This is a genomic window from Ideonella sp. FW305-24, from assembly GCF_058788035.1.
On the sequence record NZ_JBYTAI010000002.1, the window covers coordinates 656482 to 677074 of the forward strand.

The following is a 20593-nucleotide window of genomic DNA, read 5'->3' on the forward strand; positions in this document are numbered from 1 at the left end:
ACTTGGGTGCTTCTGTTCCCACCGGAAGCGCGCCATGGCCTGGTCCACCCACGAGATTCGCAACCAGTACGACGCACTGAGCGCCTACCCGCTGCTCGAAACGGACCTGGCGCTGCAGGAAGCACTGGCCCGCGCACAAGCGGGCTGGGCAATGCCGATGCTGCAAGGCTTCAGCGCCGAACTGGCCCGTCCCGAGACCTGGGCCTGGGCCGAAGAAGCCAACCGCCACACGCCCGAGCTGCACGCCTTCGACGCGCGCGGGCGGCGTGTCGACCAGGTCGAATACCACCCGAGCTGGCAGGCGCTGATGGCGCTGTACCGCCGGCAAGGGCTGGTCTCGCTGGCCTTCGACAACGACCGCCCCGGCCGCTGGGCCGCGACCGCGGCCGGCTTCTACCTGCACGGCCAGGTCGAGGCCGGCACGCTGTGCCCGGCCACGATGACGCAGGCGGCCATTCCGGTGCTGCAGAAGGAGCCCGCGCTTTGGGCCGAGGTGGGCCCCCACCTGCTGAGCACGCAGCACGACCCGCGCGATGTGCCGGTGGCCCAGAAGGCGGCCGGCTGGATCGGCATGGGCATGACCGAAAAGCAGGGTGGCTCGGACGTGCGCGCCAACACCACGCAGGCCACGCCGGTGGGCGCGGGCGGGCGCGGTGCCGAGTACCGGCTCACCGGCCACAAGTGGTTCTTTTCGGTGCCGACCAGCGACGCGCACCTGGTCGTCGCCCGCACACCCGAAGGCGGGCACTCCTGCTTCTACGTGCCGCGCTGGCGGCCGGACGGCACGCGCAACGCGGTGCAGATCCAGCGGCTGAAGGAGAAGGTTGGCAACCGCAGCAATGCCAGCAGCGAGGTGGAGTTCCAGGACGCGTTTGGGCTCATGCTGGGCGACGAGGGCCGCGGCATTCCGACCATCATCGAGATGGCCACGTACACGCGGTTGAACTGCGTGCTGGGCAGCAGCGCGATCCTGCGTCAGGCCGCTGTGCAGGCCCTGGCCTACACCCGCCAGCGCCATGCCTTTGGCCGCGCGCTGGCCGAGCAGCCGCTGATGCGCGCAGTGCTGGCCGACCTGGCGCTGGAAAGCGAAGCCGCGCTGGTGCTGGCGATGCGCCTGGCGCAGGCCTTCGAGGCGGGCGACACGCCGGCACAGAAGCCGTGGAAACGCCTGCTGACGCCGGCCGCGAAGTTCTGGGTCTGCAAGCGCGCGGTGGAGCTGACCGGCGAGGCCATGGAAGTGTTCGGCGGCAACGGCTACGTGGACGAAGGGCCGATGGCGCGGCTGTTCCGCGAGGCGCCGGTCAACTCGATCTGGGAGGGCTCGGGCAACGTGATGTGCCTGGACGTGATGCGCGCGGTGGCCCGCGAGCCCGACGCCGCCTGGGCGCTGCTGGACGAACTCGGCGGCCTGGCCGCCGGCGAACCGCGGCTGATCGCCGCACTGCAGGCGCTGGGCGACGCGCTGCGCGAGCCACCGGAAGCGCTCGAAGGCCTGGGCCGGCGCTTTGCCCAGCAGCTGGTGCTGGTGGCGCAGGCGGGGCTGCTGCGCCAGCACGCGCCGGCAGCGGTGTCCGGCGCCTTCATCGCCACCCGCTTTGGCGACGGCCAGTGGGGCAGCGTGGTAGGCGCGCTGGACACGCGGGGCCTGGACGTGAATGCGCTGCTGCAGCGCGCCTACCCGGCCTGAATTTTCGGGCTGATCCCGATGCTGCGGCGCAGCAGAGCGGCACGCCGTTTGCCTCGCTGCCGCGATGCAGCATTTCGATCTCTACGAATGGTGGCAACCGCTGGCGGTGGGCCTGGGTGCCGCGGTGTTGGCCTGGCTGGTCTACAGATTCAGCCAGCCGCTGGTGCGGCGGGTGACCCAGCATTCGCCGGTATTGCATGCCGTGGCAGTGCGGCTGCAGCCGGCCCTGAAGTGGCTGCTGCCGCTGATCGCGCTGGAGCTGGTCTGGGCCGGCGTGCCGGACGAGCTGCGCGGCATCGACGGCCTGCGCCACTGGACCGGCATTGCGCTGATCGGCGCCTTCACCGCTGCAGCGATCGCTGCGGTGCGCGGCGTGGTCGATGCGGTTGCCTTGCTGCACCCACAGGACGTCGCCGACAACCTCGAAGCCCGGCGGGTGATGACGCAGGCCCGCGTGCTGTCGCGCATCGCCATTGCCGGGCTGCTGCTGGCAGGCCTGGCCTTCATGCTGATGACCTTCCCCCGCGCGCGCCAGCTCGGCACCAGCCTGCTGGCCTCGGCAGGGCTCTCGGCCCTGGTGATCGGCATTGCCGCCAAGTCGGTGTTCGGCAACCTGCTGGCCGGCCTGCAGATCGCGCTGTCGCAGCCGATCCGCATCGACGACGTGCTGATCGTCGAGAACGAATGGGGCCGGGTCGAGGAGATCACCGGGACCTATGTGGTGCTGAAGATCTGGGACGAGCGCCGGCTCATCATCCCGCTGCAGTGGTTCATCGAGCACCCGTTCCAGAACTGGACCCGCACGACCTCGCAAATCATCGGCAGCGTGATGCTGTGGGTCGACTACACGACCGACCTCGCGCCGATGCGCGCCGAGGCCACGCGGCTGGCCCAGTCCAGCCAGGACTACGACGGCCGTGTCTGCCTGCTGCAGGTGGTGGAGACCAGCGAAAACGCGATGCAGCTGCGGCTGATCGTCAGCTCGCCTTCCGCTGGCCAGAACTGGGACCTGCGCTGCCTGCTGCGCGAAGGCCTGATCGCCTTCCTGCAACGCAGCCAGCCGCAGGCGCTGCCCAGGGTGCGCGCCGAGCTGCAAGGCGCAGCGTCTGCGCAGAACATCCCGCCCAGCCGCGCAGCAGAAGCCGGTGCCACACCGGCCGCCTCCGCGCCTGGCGCGCAGGCCACTGGCGGCAGCGAAGTCAACACCCAGACCGGCATGGCCAGCCTGGCCGCGCCAACCGGCGGCGTGACGCCACCTGCAGCGCCGCCACGCTGAGCCAAGCTCGCGAAGCTTTGTGACCGGGATGATCCGGGCCTGCGCGGGTCGGTCATGCATGCCCTGCTTCCTGGCTCAGGCAAGGCAAACGTCAAAAGGGCGTTGCCCGGCCCAGCAAGGATGCAGGCGTTGCATGGCAACATCGGTCTTCACACGCGGCGGCGGCCGCAACCCTCAACTGTCGTCATGCCTGTTTGCTCACTCTCCTCGGTCAAGAATCGCATCGTGCTGGGTGAGCCGCTGCCGTTCAGCGTGCGAGACGCAAGCCAGATGCTGTTGCTGGCGCGCGGCCAGGTCATCGTCGACGAGGCCCAGTTGCAGGCGCTGTTCAAGCGCGGGGCGGTGGTCGAGCTGGAAGAACTGGCCGAAGCGGTGCAGGCAGTGCGCAGCGAAAACCCGGCACAGCGGCACGCCCAGTTGCCGCAGGAGTGGGAGCGCCGTTCGCGCGAGGTGAAGCGAGCGCTGAACGCACCCAGCGCAGAGTTGGCTGGCGCGCTTCACAAGACCACGGATCAGTTGCTGGCACTGATCGAGTTTTCCCCCGACATGGCGCTCTCGCAGGTGGTGCGCCAGCCCGACAGCGGGGCCGGGCACTATGGCGTGAACCATTCCATCCATGCCGCCACGGCCTGCCAGGCGGCCGCGCGTTACCTGGGCTGGAGCGCCACCGAGCAGCGCCGGGCCTTCCAGGCCGCGCTGACGATGAACCTGTCAATGTTCGACCTGCAGGCCCGGCTGGCACAACAGGTCTCGCCGCTGACGGCCAAGCAGCGCGAAACCATCAACGAGCACCCGACCCGCAGCGCCGAGATGCTCAGCCAGGCCGGCATCACCGACCAGGACTGGCTGGACGCGGTGATCCAGCACCACGAACTGGCGGACGGCTCGGGTTACCCGAGCGGCGCGACGGACGTCAGCGAACTGGCCGAGATGCTGCGCCTGGCCGATGTCTACACCGCCCGCCTGAACAGCCGCGCCAACCGGCCGGCAATGAGCGCCCAGCAGGCCGGGCGCGAACTTCACCAGATGGCAGGCGCCAGCCCGCTGGCCACGGCGCTGATCAGGGCCTTCGGCGTGTTCCCGCCCGGCAGCCTGGTCAAGCTGGCCTCGGGCGAGATGGGCCTGGTGGTGCGCAACGGCGAACGCGCCCACTGGCCCCTGGTGGTCGCGCTCACCAATGCCAACGGCGCGCCGCGTGGGGTGCCGGTCACGCGCGACAGCGCCCAGGCCGACCACGCGGTGGTGGCGCTGCTGTCAGCCCAGGCGCTGCCGATGCGGCTCACCGACGAGATGGTGGCCGGCCTGATCGCCAACAAGGCGAGCGGTGCCTAGTTCCAGCGCAAGAACCTCGCCCTGCCAGTCTTGTCAGGACGAATGCCAGGGGTTGACCAAGGACGCGCCCAGGCCCTCCATGTCGCGCACATTGCGCGTGACCAGCATCAGGCCATGATGCTGCGCTGTCGCTGCGAGCAGGCTGTCAATGGCCGGCAGGGGACGCCCAGCTTGGGCTTGCATGCGTCCCCAAAGTTCCGCCACGGCGCGATCCACGGGCAGGATGCGCCCCTCAAAAAATGCCGGGAGGTCTGTTTCGAGCCAGTCCAGCAGAGGCAGCTTGCGACGCTGATCGGACAGGGCTTCAACGCCTTTGCGGATTTCACCCAGCGTCAGCACGCTCAAGTACAAGGTGCCAGCAGGTCGAGCCGAAAACCATTGCACAACCTGCGCGTCCGGCTGCCTGCGACGCAGTTCCGACAGCACGTTGGTATCGACGAGATAGCTCAAAAGCTGACGTCCCGGGTGAGGCTGTCGCTGCGCTCGAACCTCAGCTCATCTTCCAGGCCGGCCAGCGGCGAGGCTTGCATGAACTCGGTCAGAGAAGCGCCCTGGCCTGAGAGCCGCTGATACGCGGCGCGTGACAGGACCACGGCCACCGAGCGACCGTGCAAAGTGATGTCCTGAGGCCCATCCACTTCGGCAAGCTTCACCAATTCGGACAAGCGCGCTTTCGCGTCCTGCATCTGCCAAGTGTTCATCGCTTCGCTCCATTCAGACCAGACTGGTCAGATTTTATCGGTGCGGACGCGCCTTCACAAGCTGAAGTCGTAATCGATCACCAGCGGCGCGTGGTCCGAGAAGCGCTGGTCGAGGTGGATGTATTCGCGCTGGGCGGTGGCGGCGATGCCGGGGGTGGCGAGGTGGTAGTCCAGGCGCCAGCCCACGTTCTTGGCCCAGGCCTGGCCGCGGTTGCTCCACCAGGTGTATTGCTCGGGTTTGTCGTTGAGCTTGCGGAAAACGTCGACCAGGCCGCCTTCTTCGAGCAGCGTGGTCATCCAGTCCCGCTCTTCGGGCAGGAAGCCGGAGTTCTTCTGGTTGCCCTTCCAGTTTTTCAGGTCGATGGCCTTGTGGGCGATGTTGATGTCGCCCACCAGCACGAACTCGCGCTCGGCCTTCAGCGTCATCAGGTACGGGTACATCTGGGCCAGGAAGCGGAACTTGGCCCGCTGGCGTTCTTCGCCCGATGAGCCGCTGGGGAAGTAGCAACTGATGACGCTGAATCTGCGAGCGAGCGTGTCGAAGCGCAACTCGATGTAGCGGCCTTCGAAGTCGAATTCCTCGACGCCAAAGCCGGTGATCACATCGCTGGGCTCCTTCTTGCTGTAAGCCCCAACGCCCGAGTAACCCTTCTTCTGCGCGTAGTGGAAATGCCCATTCATGCCGGCAACCGTGTCGTACTTCCCATTCACGTCGACTGCCTGGGCCTTGACTTCCTGCACCCCCATACAATCTGGCGAGACGCTTTCCGTCCATTGCATGAAGCCCTTGGTCGCTGCCGAACGGATCCCGTTCAAGTTCAGCGTCACCAGCCTGAATCCCATTTGAATTTCTCCATGAAGACCGTTCCCCATACCGACCCGCTGGCGCAGGATTTCGTGCAGTTCTCGGTGGAAGCGGGGGTGCTGCGCTTCGGCGAGTTCACCACCAAGGCGGGTCGGCAGTCGCCGTATTTCTTCAACACGGGGCTGTTCGACGATGGCGCGAAGCTGATGCGGCTGGGCGAATTCTATGCACGCCGCCTGCTGGCCTCGGGCATCGAATTCGACATGCTGTTCGGCCCGGCCTACAAGGGCATCACGCTGGCGGCTGCGGTCGCCATCGGCCTGGCCAAGCACGGCAAGAGCGTGCCTTATGCGTACAACCGCAAGGAAGCCAAGGACCATGGCGAAGGCGGCACGCTGGTCGGCGCGCCGGTCAAGGGCCGGGTGCTGATCATCGACGACGTGATCACCGACGGCGCTTCCAAGCGCGAAGCCGCTGAAATGATCCGCGCCGCAGGCGCGACGCCGGTGGGCGTGGCCATCACGATGGACCGCCAGGAGCGCGCGTCCGACGATCCCGCCAACCGCCGCTCGGGCGTGCAGTATGTCGAGCAGGAACTGGGCTTGCAGGTGCTGTCCATCGCCACGCTGGCCGACCTGATGCAATTCCTGGCCACCACCGGCGACGCCACGCTGGCAGCCAACACCGAACGCGTCGCGGCCTATCGCACGCGTTACGGAATCTAAGCGCTGAAACACCTGCTGACCGACGCATCCGGCCCTTGCCAGATGACGTACGCTCGCCTCCGAAGTTCCTCTCTCCTTGCCCACCCTCCGTCCATGGCGTCACCAGTTCTGCTGAGTGTGTTGTTCGGCGCCATGCTGGCCGCTGCGGCGCCCGCTGCCTGGGCGGTCGATGCCAAGCCGCAAACCGGCGATGGGCGCATCTACACCTGCACCGATGCCAGCGGACGCCGGCTCAGCTCGGACCGGCCGATTCCCGAATGCCTGTCGCAGGAGCAGCGCGTGCTGGGCCGGGACGGCAGCCAGCGCGGCGTGGTGCCGCCACTGCGCTCGCGCGAGGAGCAGGACCGGCTGGAAGACCTGAAGAAGCAGCAGTCGCAGGACCTGGCGACGCAGAACGAAGCCGTGCGGCGCGACCGCATGCTGCTGACGCGCTACCCCGACGCCGGCTCGCATGACGTGGCGCGCCAGCGCGCGCTGGCGCCGGTGCAAAAGCTGATCGATGCGGCCAAGAGCCGGCTGCACACGCTGGAAGCCGAGGCCGACGGGCTGGCCACCGAACGTGCCGCACTGGGCAACCGGTCGTCTCCGGACGAACTGCGCTCGCGCATCAATGCCAACGAGGGCGCCACCGAGGCGCAGCGCACCATCCTGCAGAACCAGGAAGCGGAGCGGGAACGCATCGTGCAACAGTTCGACGCAGAACGCTCGCGGCTGCAGCAGCTGTGGGCCGGTGCCGCGCCGGGCGCGGCCGATCCTGCCGCCAAGCGCGCCACCCCATGACAATTCTGGTCAACCTGACGACGCCTTTCAGCGCCCACCTGCCGCATTGCGTCGCCGCCCTGCTGCTGGCCGGCGCCGCCGCGGGTGCATCTGCCTCCCCGGCGACCTATCGCTGCGACAACGGCCAGGTGCTGAACGCGACGATGACGCCGCGCGACGCCAAGCTCAAGCTGGACAGCCAGGAATACCAGCTCAAGCGCGTGCGCGACCGGGCCGACGCCCGCTTCGTCAACAACGCCGGCGTGACGCTGACGTTGGCCAAGAGCCAGGCCGAACTGGCACGCAAGGACCAGCCGACGCTGATCTGCAAGAAGGTCGTGGCCTCGCTGGAGCCCGAGGTGTTGAACGGCAGCGGAGCGTCACGCCGCCCACCGGCAGGCGAGACCGCCTCGCGCTGAGTCGCCGGCTCAGAGCTTCTGCTTCAGCAGCTCGCTGGCCTGGGCCGGATTGGCCTTGCCTTTGCTGGCCTTCATGACCTGACCCACCAGCGCGTTGAAGGCCTTGTCCTTGCCTGCCTTGTATTCCTCGACCGACTTCGGGTTCGCGGCAATCACCTCGTCGACGATCTTCTCCAGCGCGCCACTGTCGTTGGACTGGCGCAGGTCCTTGGCGTCAATGATGGCGTCCACGTCGCTGCCCGCCCCGTTCCACAGGGCCTCGAAGACCTGCCGGGCCGAGTTGTTCGACACGGTGCCGTCGTGGATGCGCTGGATCAGCGTGGCCAAGGTGGCCGGCGACACCGGCGCCTGCTCGATGCCGCGATCCTCCGCATTCAGCCGCTTGCTGATCTCGCCCATCAGCCAGTTGGCGACCAGCTTGGGCTGCCTGCAAACCTCACGTGCGGCCTCGTAGTAGCGGGCGAAGCCCAGCGACTGGGTCATCATCGTCGCGTCGTAAGCCGGCAGGCCGTCCTGCTGCACGAAGCGCTCGGCCATCGCGCGCGGCAGTTCCGGCATCTCGCCCTTCACGCGCTCCACCCACTCGGGTGCGATCACCAGCGGCGGCAGGTCGGGGTCGGGGAAGTAGCGGTAGTCCGCCGAGTCTTCCTTCGAACGCATCGCGCGGGTCTCGCCGCGGTCCGGGTTGTAGAGCACGGTGGCCTGCTGGATCGGCAGGCCGTCCTCGATCTGGTCGATCTGCCAGTTCACCTCGTAGTTCACCGCGTCCACCAGGTAGCGGAAGCTGTTGAGGTTCTTGATCTCGCGCCTCGTGCCGTAGGGGCGGCCCGGCTTGCGCACCGAGACGTTCACGTCGCAGCGGAACGAGCCTTCCTGCATGTTGCCGTCGCAGATGCCCAGCCACATGACCAGCGCATGCAGCGTCTTGGCGTATTCCACGGCTTCCTGGGCCGAGCGCATGTCCGGCTCGGAGACGATCTCCAGCAGCGGCGTGCCGGCCCGGTTCAGGTCGATGCCCGACATGCCCTGGAAGTCCTCGTGGAGGCTCTTGCCAGCGTCTTCCTCCAGGTGAGCGCGGGTCAGCTGCACCTTCTTCTTCTCGCCGCCGACGAAGAACTCGACCTCGCCGCCCTGCACCACCGGGATCTCGAATTGCGAGATCTGGTAGCCCTTGGGCAGGTCCGGATAGAAGTAGTTCTTGCGCGCGAAGATGGACAGCGGCGCCACCTTGGCACCCACCGCCAGGCCAAAACGGATGGCCCGCTCCACGGCAGCGCGGTTGAGCACCGGCAGCGTGCCGGGCAGCGCCAGATCCACCGGGCAGGCCTGGGTGTTGGGCTCGGCGCCGAAGGCGGTCGAGGCGCCGCTGAAGATCTTGGACAGCGTGGAGAGCTGGACGTGGTTTTCGAGGCCGATGACGACCTCGTAGCCGCGGATGAGTTGAGGTGCGGACATGGTCAGAAGCCCCCCGGCGTGCGGAGGTGGAAATCGGTGGCCTGCTGCAGCGCGTGCGCCGCGTGCAGCAGCCGGCCTTCCTGGAAGTAGTTGCCGATCAGTTGCAGGCCGACCGGCATGCCGTGTTCGCCGAAACCGGCCGGCACGCTCATGCCGGGCAGGCCGGCCAGGCTGCCGGACAGCGTGAAGATGTCGGCGAGGTAGGCCTTGACCGGATCGTCGCCCTGCTCGCCCAGCTTCCAGGCCACCGTGGGCGCCACCGGGCCGGCGATCAGGTCGCACTGCTGGAAGCAGGCCTGGAAGTCGTCGGCGATCATGCGGCGCAGCTTCTGCGCCTGCAGGTAGTAGGCGTCGTAGTAGCCGTGGCTCAGCACGTAGGTGCCGATCATGATCCGGCGCTTGACCTCGGCGCCAAAGCCTTCGGCGCGCGTCTTCTTGTACATGTCCAGCAGGTCGCCGTGTTGCTTAGCGCGATGGCCGAACTTGACGCCGTCGAAGCGGCTCAGGTTCGAGCTGGCCTCGGCCGGCGCGATGATGTAGTACACGGGAATCGACAGCTCGGTGCGCGGCAGGCTGAGGTCCACCAGCGTGGCGCCCAGCTTCTCCAGCTCGGCCAGCGCACCGCGCACGGCGCCGTTCACGTCGGCCGCCAGCGCGGCCGGGAAAAACTCCAGCGGCAGGCCGATGCGCAAGCCCTTCAGCGGCTGAGCTGCGGTGGCGCCGTCACGCGCGGTAAGCATCGCGGCATGGAAGTCCTGCGGCGGGCGCTCGGCGCTGGTCGCGTCGCGGGTGTCGAAGCCGCTCATGGCCGACAGCAGCAGCGCGCAGTCCTCGGCGCTGCGCGCCATCGGGCCGGCCTGGTCCAGGCTGGAGGCGAAGGCGATCATGCCGTAGCGCGAGCACACGCCATAGGTCGGCTTGATGCCGGTGATGCCCGAGAAGCTGGCCGGCTGGCGGATCGAGCCACCGGTGTCGGTGCCGGTCGCAGCAGGCACCAGGCGCGCGGCGACCGCAGCAGCCGAGCCGCCGGACGAACCGCCGGGCACGCGCGAGGTGTCCCAGGGGTTGCGCACCGGCCCGAAGGCGGAGTTCTCGTTGGCCGAGCCCATCGCGTATTCGTCGCAGTTGAGCTTGCCCAGCGACACCATGCCGGCGCCGTCGAAGTCGTCCGCGCCATTGCCCAGGCGGGCGACCACGGTCGCGTCGAACGGGCTGCGGTAGCCGGCCAGCATCTTCGAGCCGGCGGTGGTGGGCATGTCGCGGGTGACGAAGATGTCCTTGTGCGCCAGTGGAATGCCGGTCAGCGGCGTGGCCTTGCCGGCGGCGCGGCGCTCGTCGGCCACCGCAGCGGTGGCCAGCGCGCCGGCTTCGTCCAGGTGCAAATAGGCGCCCAGCGCGGCGTGGGACTTGGCGCGGCCCAGCAGGTGCTGGGTCAACTCGGTGGACGAGACTTCGCCAGCGGCCAGCTTGGCCGACAGCTGGGCCACGCCGAGGGTGTGCAATTCACCTGCGCTCATTCGATCACCTTGGGCACGAGGAACAGGCCGTTCTCGACGGCAGGGGCGCTCAGTTGGTTACGCTCGCGATTGTTGCTTTCGGTCACCACGTCGTCGCGCAGGCGCAGTGTCACGTCCTGCACCGCCGACAGCGGGGTGTACAGCGGCTCGACGCCGCGGGTGTCGACCGCGCTCATCTGTTCGACGATGCCGAAGAAGCCATTCAGCTGGGTGAGCATCGCGTCGGCCTCGGCGCCGGAGAGTTCCAGGCGCGCCAGATGGGCGATGCGGCTCACGTCCGCGGGGGAGAGTGCCATGGGTGTTTCAAGGTGAAATCGAAGCGGCCGGAAGAGGCTTCCAGCGGGCAAAAAAGGGCCTGCGCACCCCATGTCTGCGGGGGGCTTGGGGTATTATCTCCGGTTATCCGCGACCTATCGGCGACCTCTTCCGATGCCATGTCCAGCGATCCTGCTGCGTGGCACGAGGCCCGCAAGTTCGACGAGCACACCCCCCATCCATGAGCCTCGAGGTACTGAGCCCGCCCTGCGTCCAACGGACGTGGATGGCCGCCGACCTCGTGGCCTGCCATTGTCTGGACTGAGCCCCCATGTTCGCTTCCCTCCGCCGCTACGTTTCCACCGACCTCGCCATTGACCTGGGCACCGCCAACACGCTGATCTACGTGCGAGGCAAGGGCATCGTGCTGGACGAGCCCTCGGTCGTTTCCATCCGTCACGAAGGCGGCCCCAACGGCAAGAAGACCATCCAGGCCGTGGGCCACGAAGCCAAGGCCATGCTGGGCAAGGTGCCGGGCAACATCGAGGCCATCCGCCCGATGAAGGACGGCGTGATCGCCGACTTCACCGTCACCGAGCAAATGCTCAAGCAGTTCATCAAGATGGTCCATCCGCGGTCCCTGCTGAAGCCCAGCCCGCGCATCATCATCTGCGTGCCCTGCGGCTCGACCCAGGTCGAGCGTCGGGCCATCCGCGAATCTGCCCTGGGCGCAGGCGCCTCCGAGGTCTACCTGATCGAAGAACCAATGGCAGCAGCCATCGGTGCCGGCCTGCCGGTGTCGGAAGCCTCGGGCTCGATGGTGGTCGACATTGGCGGCGGCACCACCGAGGTCGGCGTGATCTCGCTGGGCGGCATGGTCTACAAGGGCTCGGTCCGGGTCGGTGGCGACAAGTTCGACGAAGCCATCATCAACTACATCCGCCGCAACTACGGCATGCTGATCGGCGAGCCCACCGCCGAGGCGATCAAGAAGAACATTGGTTCGGCCTTCCCCGGCTCCGAGGTGAAGGAAATGGAAGTCAAGGGCCGCAACCTTTCCGAAGGCGTGCCGCGCAGCTTCACCATCTCGTCCAACGAGATCCTGGAAGCGCTGACCGACCCGCTGAACCAGATCGTCTCTTCGGTGAAAAACGCGCTGGAGCAAACCCCGCCGGAACTCGGCGCCGACATCGCCGAGCGCGGCATGATGCTGACCGGCGGCGGCGCGCTGCTGCGCGACCTGGACCGCCTGCTGGCCGAGGAAACCGGCCTGCCGGTGCTGGTGGCCGAAGACCCGCTGACCTGCGTGGTGCGCGGTTGCGGCATGGCGCTGGAAAGCATGGAACGCCTGGGCTCGATCTTCACGCAGGAGTAACCGGCCGCCGCAGGGCCGCACGTCGTCCGTTGACGCCGCGGCCTCCTCTGTTCATGCCCTGACAAGCGCCCGACCGCCATGCCACTGGGCACCTTCGACCGCAGCCCACCGCCCTTCTTCCGGCAGGGCCTGCCCGCGCTTTCCAAGCTCTTGCTGTGCACCGCGCTGGCCATCTTCCTGATGGCCGCCGACCACCGCTTCGCGCTGACCCAGCCGCTGCGCAACGCCATGGCCACCGCGCTGCTGCCGGTGGTGCGCGTGCTCAGCCTGCCGATGCAGGCCTGGGACGGCGTCGGCGAATATTTCGGCGGCGTGCACCAGGCCTATGCCAAGGCCGACGCTTTGCAGCAGAAGCTGGTGGTCCAGTCCGAACAGTCGGCCAGCGCCGGCCGGCTGGCCCACGAAAACGCCGAGCTGCGTGCGCTGCTGGGCCTGCGGCCAGGGCTGCAGGTGCGCTCGCTGGCGGCCGAGGTGCTGTACGAAGCGCCGGACCCTTATTCGCACAAGCTCTTCATCGACCGCGGCAGCCGCCACGGCGTGGTCGACGGCTCGCCGGTGATCAACGAAGCCGGCGTGCTGGGCCAGGTCACGCGCACCTACCTGATGAGCGCCGAGGTCACGCTGCTGATCGACAAGGACGCCGCCATTCCGGTGCTGAACACCCGCACCCAGCACCGCAGCGCAGCCTTTGGCAGCGGCGAGGAAAACCAGATGGAACTGCGCTTCGTCTCGGCGACCGACGACGTGCAGGTCGGCGACCTGCTGACCACCAGCGGCGTGGACGGCATCTACCCCGCCGGGCTGCCGGTGGCCAAGGTCACGCGCATGGACAGGCGCGGCGACGCCGGTTTTGCCCGCATCGGCCTGCAGCCGATGGCGCCGCTGGGCGGCGTGCACCATGTGCTGGTGCTGGAGCCGCTGGAGCAGCAGCAACCCGCGCATGAAGCGGCTGCCACGCCGGTCTCGCCACCAACACGCGCGGCGACCGCCAGCGCACCGCGCACCGCGGCCAGTGCACCGCGTCCTGCGGCCTCCCGCCCGGCCGCGGCCGCCTCGCGTCCCGCCGCCAGCGCCAGCAGCAGCAAGCCCAAGGGAGAGCGCAGATGATCATGCCGCGCGGCGCCGGGCAGCTGCTGCTGCCGGTCAATCCGGTCTTCCTGTGGTTCTCGCTGCTGCTGGCGATGGCGCTCAACCTGATGCCGCTGGGCCGCTACGCAGCGATGCCGGACTTCATCGCGCTGGTGCTGGTGTTCTGGAACGTGCACCAGCCGCGCCGGGTCGGCATTGGCTGGGCCTTTGTGTTTGGCCTGCTGATGGACGTGCACGAAGGCGCGCTGCTGGGCCAGCATGCGCTGTCCTACAGCCTGCTGAGCTACTTCGCGATTGCGCTGCACCGCCGGGTGCTGGGTTTCGGCTGGGGCGCGCAGCTGCTGCACGTGCTGCCGCTGTTTTTCATCGCCCAGCTGGTCTCGCTGCTGATCCGACTGATGGCCGGCGACGCCTTCCCCGGCTGGCAGCTGGCGCTGGCGCCGCTGATCCAGGCCCTGCTGTGGCCGGTGGCGAGCTGGGTGCTGCTGGCACCGCAGCGCCGGCCGCCGGACCCGGACAAGACCCGGCCGCTGTGAAACAGCGCATGCAAAAGTTGCCGGCATGACGGAGTTGCGCAATGTCGAGCGCGAGCTGGACAGGTTCCGGCTGCGCTCGGTCGCGGCGGCGTTTTTCGTGCTGATCGCCTTCGGGCTGCTGAGCTCGCGGCTGGTGTATCTGCAGGTCTACCGGCACGACGAACTGTCGACCCGCGCCGAGGCCAACCGCATTGCGGTGCTGCCCGTCGTGCCCAACCGTGGCCGCATCCTGGATCGCAACGGCGTGGTGCTGGCCTCGAACTACACCGCCTACACGCTGGAAATCACGCCGTCCAAGGTCGAGAACCTGGAAGAGACCATCAATGCGCTGACGCAGGTGGTCGAGATCCAGCCGCGCGACCGGCGCCGCTTCAAGCGGCAGATGGAAGAAAGCAAGAGCTTCGAGTCACTGCCCATCCGCACCAAGCTGACCGACGTGGAAGTGGCGCGCTTCCTGGCCCAGCGCTTCCGCTTTGCCGGCGTGGACATCAAGGCACGGCTGTTCCGCAACTACCCGCTGGGTGAAACCGGGTCCCACATGCTGGGCTACATCGGCCGCATCAACCAGGCCGAGAAAAAGGCCATGGAGGATTGGGACGAGGACGTGCTGGCCAACTACCGCGGCACCGAATACATCGGCAAGCTGGGGCTGGAGCAGAGCTACGAAAGCGAGCTGCACGGGGCAACCGGTTATGAGGAGGTGGAGACCTCGGCCGGCGGCCGTGCAGTGCGCCGGCTCAACAGCCGCCCGCCCACGCCTGGCAACGAGTTGCACCTGTCGATCGACATCAAGCTGCAGGCGATGGTCGAGGAGCTGTTCGGCGACCGCCGCGGCGCGCTGGTCGCCATCGACCCGCGCAACGGCGAGGTGCTGGCCTTCGTCTCGAAGCCGACCTTCGACCCGAACCTGTTCGTCGACGGCATCGATGCCGACTCCTGGCGCGATCTGAACGAAAACCCCGACAAGCCCTTGCTGAATCGGGCCATGCGCGGCACCTATCCGCCGGGCTCGACCTTCAAACCCTATATGGCGATGGCTGCGCTCAACACCGGCAAGCGCTCGCCCAGCCTGGTGATCCAGGACAACCTGACCTACAGCTTCGGCGGCCGCACCTTCGGCAGTGCCGAGGGCGACCGCGCCGGCCCCAAGGACATGCGCCTGGCCATCGTCACCTCCAGCAATGTCTACTTCTACAGCCTGGCCAACGAGATGGGCGTGGACCTGATCCACGATCAACTGGAACCCTTCGGCTTCGGCCGCAAGACCGACATCGACCTGGAAGGCGAGGTCACCGGCGTGCTGCCCTCGCAGGATTGGAAGCGTCGCTACTTTGCGAAGACTCCGGCGAACCAGAAGTGGTTTCCCGGCGAAACCATCTCGCTGGGCATTGGCCAGGGCTACAACAGCTTCACCATGCTGCAACTGGCCACCGCCGTCTCCACGCTGTCGACAGGCGGCCAGCGCTACAAGCCGCGGCTGGTGCGCGAGATCGAGGACGTGGTCAAGCACGATCAGCGCCACATCGCAAGCGACGCACTGAGCGCGCTGCCGCTGCGTCCGGCCGATGTCGACGTGATCCGCAACGCGATGAACGGCGTGACGCTCGAAGGCACCTCGCGTGCAGTCTTCGCCGGTGCCGGCTATCAGAGCGGCGGCAAGACCGGCACGGCTCAGGCGATCGGCTTGCGGGCGGGGCAGACCTACAAGGACATCAAGGCCGACGAGCGCAAGCGCGACCACTCGCTCTACATCGCCTTCGCGCCGCTCGAAGCGCCCCGCGTCGCGCTGGCCCTGATCGTCGAGAACGCCGGCTTCGGCTCGACCTCGGCCGCGCCCATCGCGCGCCGCGTGTTCGACTATGTGTTGAGGAACGAGTACCCCAGCGAAGAAGACATGGCGCTGGTGCGCCAGGGCAAGGCCACCGCGCCGGTCGGCAAGCCGCGCAACCCGGCGGACATTCTGCTGCCCACCGGCACTGGCGCCAGTGTCGCAATGGGCCTGGTGCCCACGCCGGAGCTGGCCGCCAGCGAAGCTGCGCTCGCGGCCAGCGCCGCCTCGGCAGCGACCGCCGTGGGGTCGGCGCCGCCTGCATCGACCCCCGTGCCGCCCGGGGCACCCAAACCGGCCAGCGCAGCGCTGCCAGTGCTGGCGCCTGCGCCGAAGCCAAGTTCGGGAGTCGAGCCATGAGTGTGGTGCTGGAACGTCCTCCGCTGTGGCGCCGCGTGCTGCCGGTCTTCTACGGCTTCGACCTGCCGCTGCTGCTGGGGCTGGTGCTGCTGGGCGGCATCGGCCTGGTGACCATGTACTCGGCCGGCTACGACCACGGCACCCGCTTCGTCGACCACGGCCGCAACATGCTGCTGGCGCTGTTCATCCTGTTTGCCGTGGCCCAGGTCCCGCCGCAAAAGCTGATGCGCGTGGCCGTGCCGCTGTACACCGTGGGCGTGGCGCTGCTGGTGGCCACCGCGCTGTTCGGCGTGACCAAGAAGGGCGCGACACGCTGGCTCAATGTGGGCATCGTGATCCAGCCCAGCGAGCTGCTGAAGCTGGCGATGCCGCTGATGCTGGCCTGGTGGTTCCAGAAGCGCGAGGGCCAGCTGCGCACGCTGGACTTCGTCGTCGCCGGGCTGCTGCTGCTGGTGCCGGTGGGCCTGGTCGTCAAGCAGCCGGACCTGGGCACCGCCATCCTGATCCTGTCCGGCGGCCTGTACGTGATCTATTTCGCCGGCCTGTCGTGGAAACTGATCCTGCCGGTGCTGCTGGCTGGTGCCATCGCCGTCGCGGCGCTGGTGATGTCGGGTGACCGCATCTGCCAGGACGGCGTGAAATGGCCTGCGATGCGGGACTACCAGAAGCACCGCGTCTGCACACTGCTGGACCCGACCACCGACCCGCTGGGTAAGGGCTTCCACATCATCCAGGGCATGATCGCCATCGGCTCCGGCGGCCCGACCGGCAAGGGCTTCATGAAGGGCACGCAGACCCATCTGGAGTTCATCCCCGAGCGCACCACCGACTTCGTGTTCGCCGCCTATGCAGAAGAATTCGGCCTGATGGGCACGCTGGGCCTGATCGCCTGCTTCACCTTCGTGCTGGCCCGTGGCCTGGTGATCGCCGCACAGGCGCCCACCGCCTTCACGCGGCTGCTGGGTGGCGCGCTGACGATGAGCTTCTTCACCTACGCGATGGTCAACATGGGCATGGTCAGCGGCATCCTGCCTGTCGTGGGCATTCCGCTGCCCTTCATCAGCTACGGCGGCACCGCGATGGTCACGCTGGGCCTGGCCATGGGCATGCTGATGTCCATCGCCCGCAGCCGGCGGCTGATGCAAAGCTGAGACCTTCGGGCGAGCCGCTTCAGTTCCGGCGCCAACGCGCCGAAATGCCAGGGGTGCGGGGCTTCCTCGCGAGGAAGTCCCATGGCTGCTGCCCTGCCCCTGTTCCGTTTCCCCCGGCTTGCCACGCTGACGCTGCTGGCGGCCTGCGCGCCGCCTTCGGCCTTTGCTGGCGACGAGATCGTCACCGACCGGCCGGACTTCGTCGAATCCAGCGACGTGGTCGGCCGCGGCCGCTTCCAGATCGAAACCGGCTTCAGCAGCGAGCGCCAGGACGGCAGCGGCCTGAAGACCCGCGCCCGCAGCACGCCGACGCTGCTGCGCCTGGGCGTCAGTGACGCGCTGGAACTGCGCGTGGAGACCGACGGCGCGATGCACAGCCGCACGCAGGACACGACCGCCGACACGACCACCACCACCCACGGCTTTGCCGACACCTCGCTGGGCCTGAAGTGGCGCATGCAGGAGGGCGACGAAGAGACTGGCGCACCGGGCATGGCCTGGCTGCTGCACGCCGACCTGGCTTCGGGCAGCCGCGACTTCCGCGGCCAGGGCGTGCGCCCTTCGCTGCGCTTTGTCGCCGAATGGGACTTGCCGCATGACTTCTCGGTCGGCGTGATGCCGGGCGTGGTCGCCGACAAGACCGAGGACGGCAAGCGCTTTGCCGCCGGCATCTTCGCCATCACCTTGGGCAAGGGCTGGGGGCCGGCGTGGCACAGCTTCGTCGAAATCGCCGGCCAGCAACTCGCCGCCAGGCACAACGGCGGCAAGGTCGTCAGCTTCGATTTCGGCGCCAGCTACCTGGTGACCGATTCGCTGCAGCTGGACCTCGCCGCCTCGCGCGGCCTGACCCGCGAAACCGCCGATTTCCAGTGGGGCGCCGGCGTCTCGATCCGGTTCTGAGCACCCCCAGACCTGCCGCTTCGCGTCAGGCCCCCCCGAGGGGGCCAAGAAAACTTGGGGCGGCCCGGCGTTTTCTTGAGAACCACTACGCCGCCGGCACGGCCGGCGCGATCGGGAAGCGGCAGGTGATCAAGGTGCCCAGGCCTTCGTGCTGCGGCGTTTCGCGGGCGTATTCGACGCTCACCGTGGCGCCATGCTTGTCGGCGATTTCCTTGACGATGGCCAGGCCCAGGCCGCTGCCATCCACGTTGGTGCCCAGGCCGCGGTAGAACGGCTGGAAGACCAGCTCGCGCTCGGCCGGCGCAATGCCCGGCCCGTTGTCCTCCACCTGCAGCACCATGACCTGGCCAAACGGGTCGGCGAACACCCGCACCGTGACCGTGCCGCCCTCGGGGGTGTACTGCAGCGCGTTGTCGACCAGGTTGCGCACCAGCTCGCGCACCAGCAGCGGCTGGCCTAGCAGCTTCGCCACCCGCTCGCTGGCGTCCGGGCCCTCGTAGCCCAGGTCGATGCGCTTTTCCATCGCCCGCGGCACGAAGTCCTGCACCGTGTCGATGGCCAGCCGCACCAGGCCGAACACCTGGCGCCGCTGGGCCTGTTCGTGGTCCTCGGCGCGCGCCATCGCCAGCAGCTGGTTGACCATGTGGGCCGCACGCTGGCTGGACAGCGAGATCTGCTGCAGCGAGCGGCGCACCGAACGCACGTCGCCACCCGCATCAATCTCGCGCTGGGCCAGCTCGGCCTGGGTGCGCAGCCCCGCCAGCGGCGTCTTCAGCTGGTGCGCAGCGTCGGCCAGGAAGTGCTTCTGCGCACCCATGCTCTGGTCCAGCCGGGCCAGCAGGTCGTTGATCGAGCGCACCAGCGGCGCCACTTCCTCAGGCGCGTCGTGTTCCTCGATCGGGCTCAGGTCGTGGCTCTCACGCTGGCGGATGCGCTGCTGCAGCTGATTAAGCGGCGCGATGCCCCGCGCCAGCGCAAACCAGACCAGCAGCACCGCCAGCGGCAGGATCACGAACTGCGGCAGGATCACGCCCTTGATGATCTCGGTGGCCAGGCGCGAGCGCTTGTCCAGCGTCTCGGCCACCTGCACCAGCGCGACCGGCCACGGCTGCGAAGCGTTGCCGTCCACCTGCAGCGGCCGCAGGCTGACCACGCGCACCGGCTCGCCGCGCACCTCGGCGTCGCGCCAGGCCAGCTCGCCCGGTGCGCTGCGCTCGCCGTCGACCTGCGGCAGGTCACGGTCGCCGGTGATCAGCCGCCCCTGGGCGTCCAGCACCTGGAAATACACCCGGTCGACTTCGTCGCTGCGCAGCAGCACCGCGGCAGATTCCGGCAGCCGCACCGGCAGGCCAGGGTTGGCCGCCAGCTCCACCGCCATCTGGCGCGAAACCATGTGGGCCAGCTGGCCCAGGTCGCGGTCGTAAGGCCGGGCCGCGATGTTCTGCGCCACCAGCCAGGTCAGCGCCACGCTCATCGGCCACAGCAGCAGCAGCGGCGCCAGCATCCAGTCGAGGATCTCGCCAAACAACGAGCGTTGTTCGCGTGGCGTGCTGCTGTCGGCCGAAGGCGCAGGGCGGGCGGAGGGCAACAGCCGCATGGGCCTCTAGGCGGCGATTTTTTCGAGGCAGTAGCCCAGGCCCCGCACGGTGGCGATGCGAATCTGGCCCTGCTCGATCTTCTTGCGCAAGCGGTGGATGTACACCTCGATCGCGTTGTTGCTGACCTCTTCGCCCCATTCGCACAGACGGGCCACCAGCTGGTCCTTGCTGACCAGTCGGCCGGCGCGCTGCAGCAGCACTTCCAGCAGGCTGATCTCGCGCGCCGACAGGTCGATCATCTGGTCATTGATATAGGCCACGCGGCCGGTGGCGTCGAAGGTCAGCGGGCCATGCTTGATGACGCTGGAGGCCGTGCCCAGGCCGCGCCGGGTCAGCGCACGCACCCGCGCTTCGAGCTCCTGCAGCGAAAACGGCTTGGCCATGAAGTCATCGGCCCCCAGGTCCAGGCCCTTGACACGCTGCTCGACCGAATCGGCCGCGGTGAGGATCAGCACCGGCGTAGAGGTGCCGCGGGCGCGCAGCTTGCGCAGCACTTCCAGGCCATGCAGCTTGGGCAGGCCCAGGTCCAGGATCACCAGGTCGAATTCGTGGGCCGCCAGGGCCGCGTCGGCCTCGCTGCCGTTGCCGACCTGGTCCACCGCATAACCGGCGCCGCGCAGCGAGCGCAGCAAGCCATCGGCCAGGACCTGGTCGTCTTCGGCTATCAGGATGCGCATTGCCTTGTCTCCTCGCAGCCTGCTGGCCGACTCGTTTGATTCTAGGTGGCGAGGTTCACAGTGCCGCCCACGCGACATGATGCAATCTCGCAAATCGCGGCGCCAAGATACTGTACGAATATCCAGCTTCTGCCATAATCGCGGCCAT

The 20593-nt window shown here is 68.0% G+C and carries 20 protein-coding genes; 12 read left to right on the forward strand and 8 right to left on the reverse strand.

The annotated features are described in order from the left end of the window. Positions 1–34 precede the first annotated feature (34 nt). From AC3WR5_RS08580 to AC3WR5_RS08590, 3 genes are all read left to right on the forward strand, one after another. Complete coding sequence (locus AC3WR5_RS08580) at positions 35–1687, forward strand: acyl-CoA dehydrogenase family protein (RefSeq protein ID WP_492483497.1); 1653 nt, start codon at positions 35–37, stop codon at positions 1685–1687. Positions 1688–1751: 64 nt separating this feature from the next. After that, a complete protein-coding gene (locus AC3WR5_RS08585) occupies positions 1752–2963 on the forward strand; it encodes a mechanosensitive ion channel family protein (RefSeq protein ID WP_492483499.1) in 1212 nt (403 codons plus the stop codon). A gap of 186 nt (positions 2964–3149) precedes the next feature. Then, positions 3150–4295, forward strand: a complete 1146-nt coding sequence (locus AC3WR5_RS08590) for an HD-GYP domain-containing protein (protein WP_492483501.1) — start codon at positions 3150–3152, stop codon at positions 4293–4295. 33 nt (positions 4296–4328) lie between these two features. Here AC3WR5_RS08590 and AC3WR5_RS08595 read toward each other — a convergent pair whose 3' ends face one another. From AC3WR5_RS08595 to AC3WR5_RS08605, 3 genes are read right to left on the reverse strand one after another with little or no spacing between them, the layout of a single operon-like run. Continuing rightward, positions 4329–4745 (reverse strand): type II toxin-antitoxin system VapC family toxin, encoded by a 417-nt coding sequence (locus tag AC3WR5_RS08595; protein WP_492483503.1) that lies wholly within the window; start codon positions 4743–4745, stop codon positions 4329–4331. Then, positions 4742–4996: a type II toxin-antitoxin system Phd/YefM family antitoxin gene (locus AC3WR5_RS08600; protein ID WP_492483504.1), complete on the reverse strand. Its 255-nt coding sequence runs from the start codon at positions 4994–4996 to the stop codon at positions 4742–4744. The genes AC3WR5_RS08595 and AC3WR5_RS08600 overlap by 4 nt, the downstream gene beginning before the upstream one ends. A gap of 54 nt (positions 4997–5050) precedes the next feature. Further along, positions 5051–5839 (reverse strand): exodeoxyribonuclease III, encoded by a 789-nt coding sequence (locus AC3WR5_RS08605; protein ID WP_492483506.1) that lies wholly within the window; start codon positions 5837–5839, stop codon positions 5051–5053. Between the two features lie 12 nt (positions 5840–5851). On the opposite strand from AC3WR5_RS08605, the gene pyrE reads away from it, so the two are divergent. The 3 genes from pyrE to AC3WR5_RS08620 all read left to right on the forward strand — a co-directional run bounded on the left by pyrE (position 5852) and on the right by AC3WR5_RS08620 (position 7704). Beyond that, positions 5852–6526, forward strand: coding sequence for an orotate phosphoribosyltransferase (gene pyrE / locus AC3WR5_RS08610; RefSeq protein WP_492483508.1), 675 nt, complete (start codon positions 5852–5854; stop codon positions 6524–6526). 93 nt (positions 6527–6619) lie between these two features. After that, entirely contained in the window at positions 6620–7306 is a 687-nt protein-coding gene (locus AC3WR5_RS08615; protein ID WP_141287509.1) for a hypothetical protein, read from the forward strand. Continuing rightward, positions 7303–7704, forward strand: coding sequence for a hypothetical protein (locus AC3WR5_RS08620; RefSeq protein WP_492483510.1), 402 nt, complete (start codon positions 7303–7305; stop codon positions 7702–7704). The genes AC3WR5_RS08615 and AC3WR5_RS08620 overlap by 4 nt, the downstream gene beginning before the upstream one ends. Positions 7705–7713: 9 nt before the next feature. Here the strand turns inward: AC3WR5_RS08620 and gatB are convergent, their stop codons facing one another. From gatB to gatC, 3 genes are read right to left on the reverse strand one after another with little or no spacing between them, the layout of a single operon-like run. Beyond that, positions 7714–9159, reverse strand: coding sequence for an Asp-tRNA(Asn)/Glu-tRNA(Gln) amidotransferase subunit GatB (gene gatB, locus AC3WR5_RS08625; protein ID WP_492483512.1), 1446 nt, complete (start codon positions 9157–9159; stop codon positions 7714–7716). Between the two features lie 2 nt (positions 9160–9161). Then, entirely contained in the window at positions 9162–10676 is a 1515-nt protein-coding gene (gene gatA, locus AC3WR5_RS08630) for an Asp-tRNA(Asn)/Glu-tRNA(Gln) amidotransferase subunit GatA (protein WP_492483514.1), read from the reverse strand. After that, the gene (gatC, locus tag AC3WR5_RS08635; RefSeq protein WP_325656045.1) at positions 10673–10972 is read right to left on the reverse strand and encodes an Asp-tRNA(Asn)/Glu-tRNA(Gln) amidotransferase subunit GatC; all 300 of its coding nucleotides are present in this window, start codon (positions 10970–10972) and stop codon (positions 10673–10675) included. Before gatC ends, gatA begins: the two co-directional genes overlap by 4 nt. 290 nt (positions 10973–11262) lie before the next feature. Here gatC and AC3WR5_RS08640 point away from each other — a divergent pair, with 290 nt between their 5' ends. The 6 genes from AC3WR5_RS08640 to AC3WR5_RS08665 all read left to right on the forward strand — a co-directional run bounded on the left by AC3WR5_RS08640 (position 11263) and on the right by AC3WR5_RS08665 (position 18170). Continuing rightward, the gene (locus tag AC3WR5_RS08640; protein WP_141287514.1) at positions 11263–12306 is read left to right on the forward strand and encodes a rod shape-determining protein; all 1044 of its coding nucleotides are present in this window, start codon (positions 11263–11265) and stop codon (positions 12304–12306) included. Positions 12307–12384: 78 nt separating this feature from the next. Next, positions 12385–13413 (forward strand): rod shape-determining protein MreC, encoded by a 1029-nt coding sequence (mreC, locus tag AC3WR5_RS08645; RefSeq protein WP_492483517.1) that lies wholly within the window; start codon positions 12385–12387, stop codon positions 13411–13413. Beyond that, complete coding sequence (mreD, locus tag AC3WR5_RS08650) at positions 13410–13931, forward strand: rod shape-determining protein MreD (protein WP_492483519.1); 522 nt, start codon at positions 13410–13412, stop codon at positions 13929–13931. Before mreC ends, mreD begins: the two co-directional genes overlap by 4 nt. Positions 13932–13956: 25 nt before the next feature. Then, positions 13957–16119 carry a penicillin-binding protein 2 gene (mrdA, locus tag AC3WR5_RS08655; RefSeq protein ID WP_492483520.1) on the forward strand — a complete coding sequence of 721 codons (2163 nt, stop codon included), beginning with the start codon at positions 13957–13959 and terminating at the stop codon, positions 16117–16119. Then, complete coding sequence (rodA, locus tag AC3WR5_RS08660; RefSeq protein ID WP_492483522.1) at positions 16116–17270, forward strand: rod shape-determining protein RodA; 1155 nt, start codon at positions 16116–16118, stop codon at positions 17268–17270. Before mrdA ends, rodA begins: the two co-directional genes overlap by 4 nt. An 81-nt stretch (positions 17271–17351) precedes the next feature. Beyond that, positions 17352–18170, forward strand: a complete 819-nt coding sequence (locus tag AC3WR5_RS08665; RefSeq protein WP_492483524.1) for a transporter — start codon at positions 17352–17354, stop codon at positions 18168–18170. Between the two features lie 85 nt (positions 18171–18255). On the opposite strand, the gene AC3WR5_RS08670 is transcribed toward AC3WR5_RS08665, so the two are convergent. Together AC3WR5_RS08670 and AC3WR5_RS08675 are read right to left on the reverse strand one after the other, a co-directional pair. Further along, positions 18256–19767, reverse strand: coding sequence for a sensor histidine kinase (locus AC3WR5_RS08670; protein WP_492483526.1), 1512 nt, complete (start codon positions 19765–19767; stop codon positions 18256–18258). Between the two features lie 6 nt (positions 19768–19773). Next, the gene (locus AC3WR5_RS08675; protein ID WP_141291149.1) at positions 19774–20445 is read right to left on the reverse strand and encodes a response regulator; all 672 of its coding nucleotides are present in this window, start codon (positions 20443–20445) and stop codon (positions 19774–19776) included. Between the last annotated feature and the right edge of the window lie 148 nt (positions 20446–20593).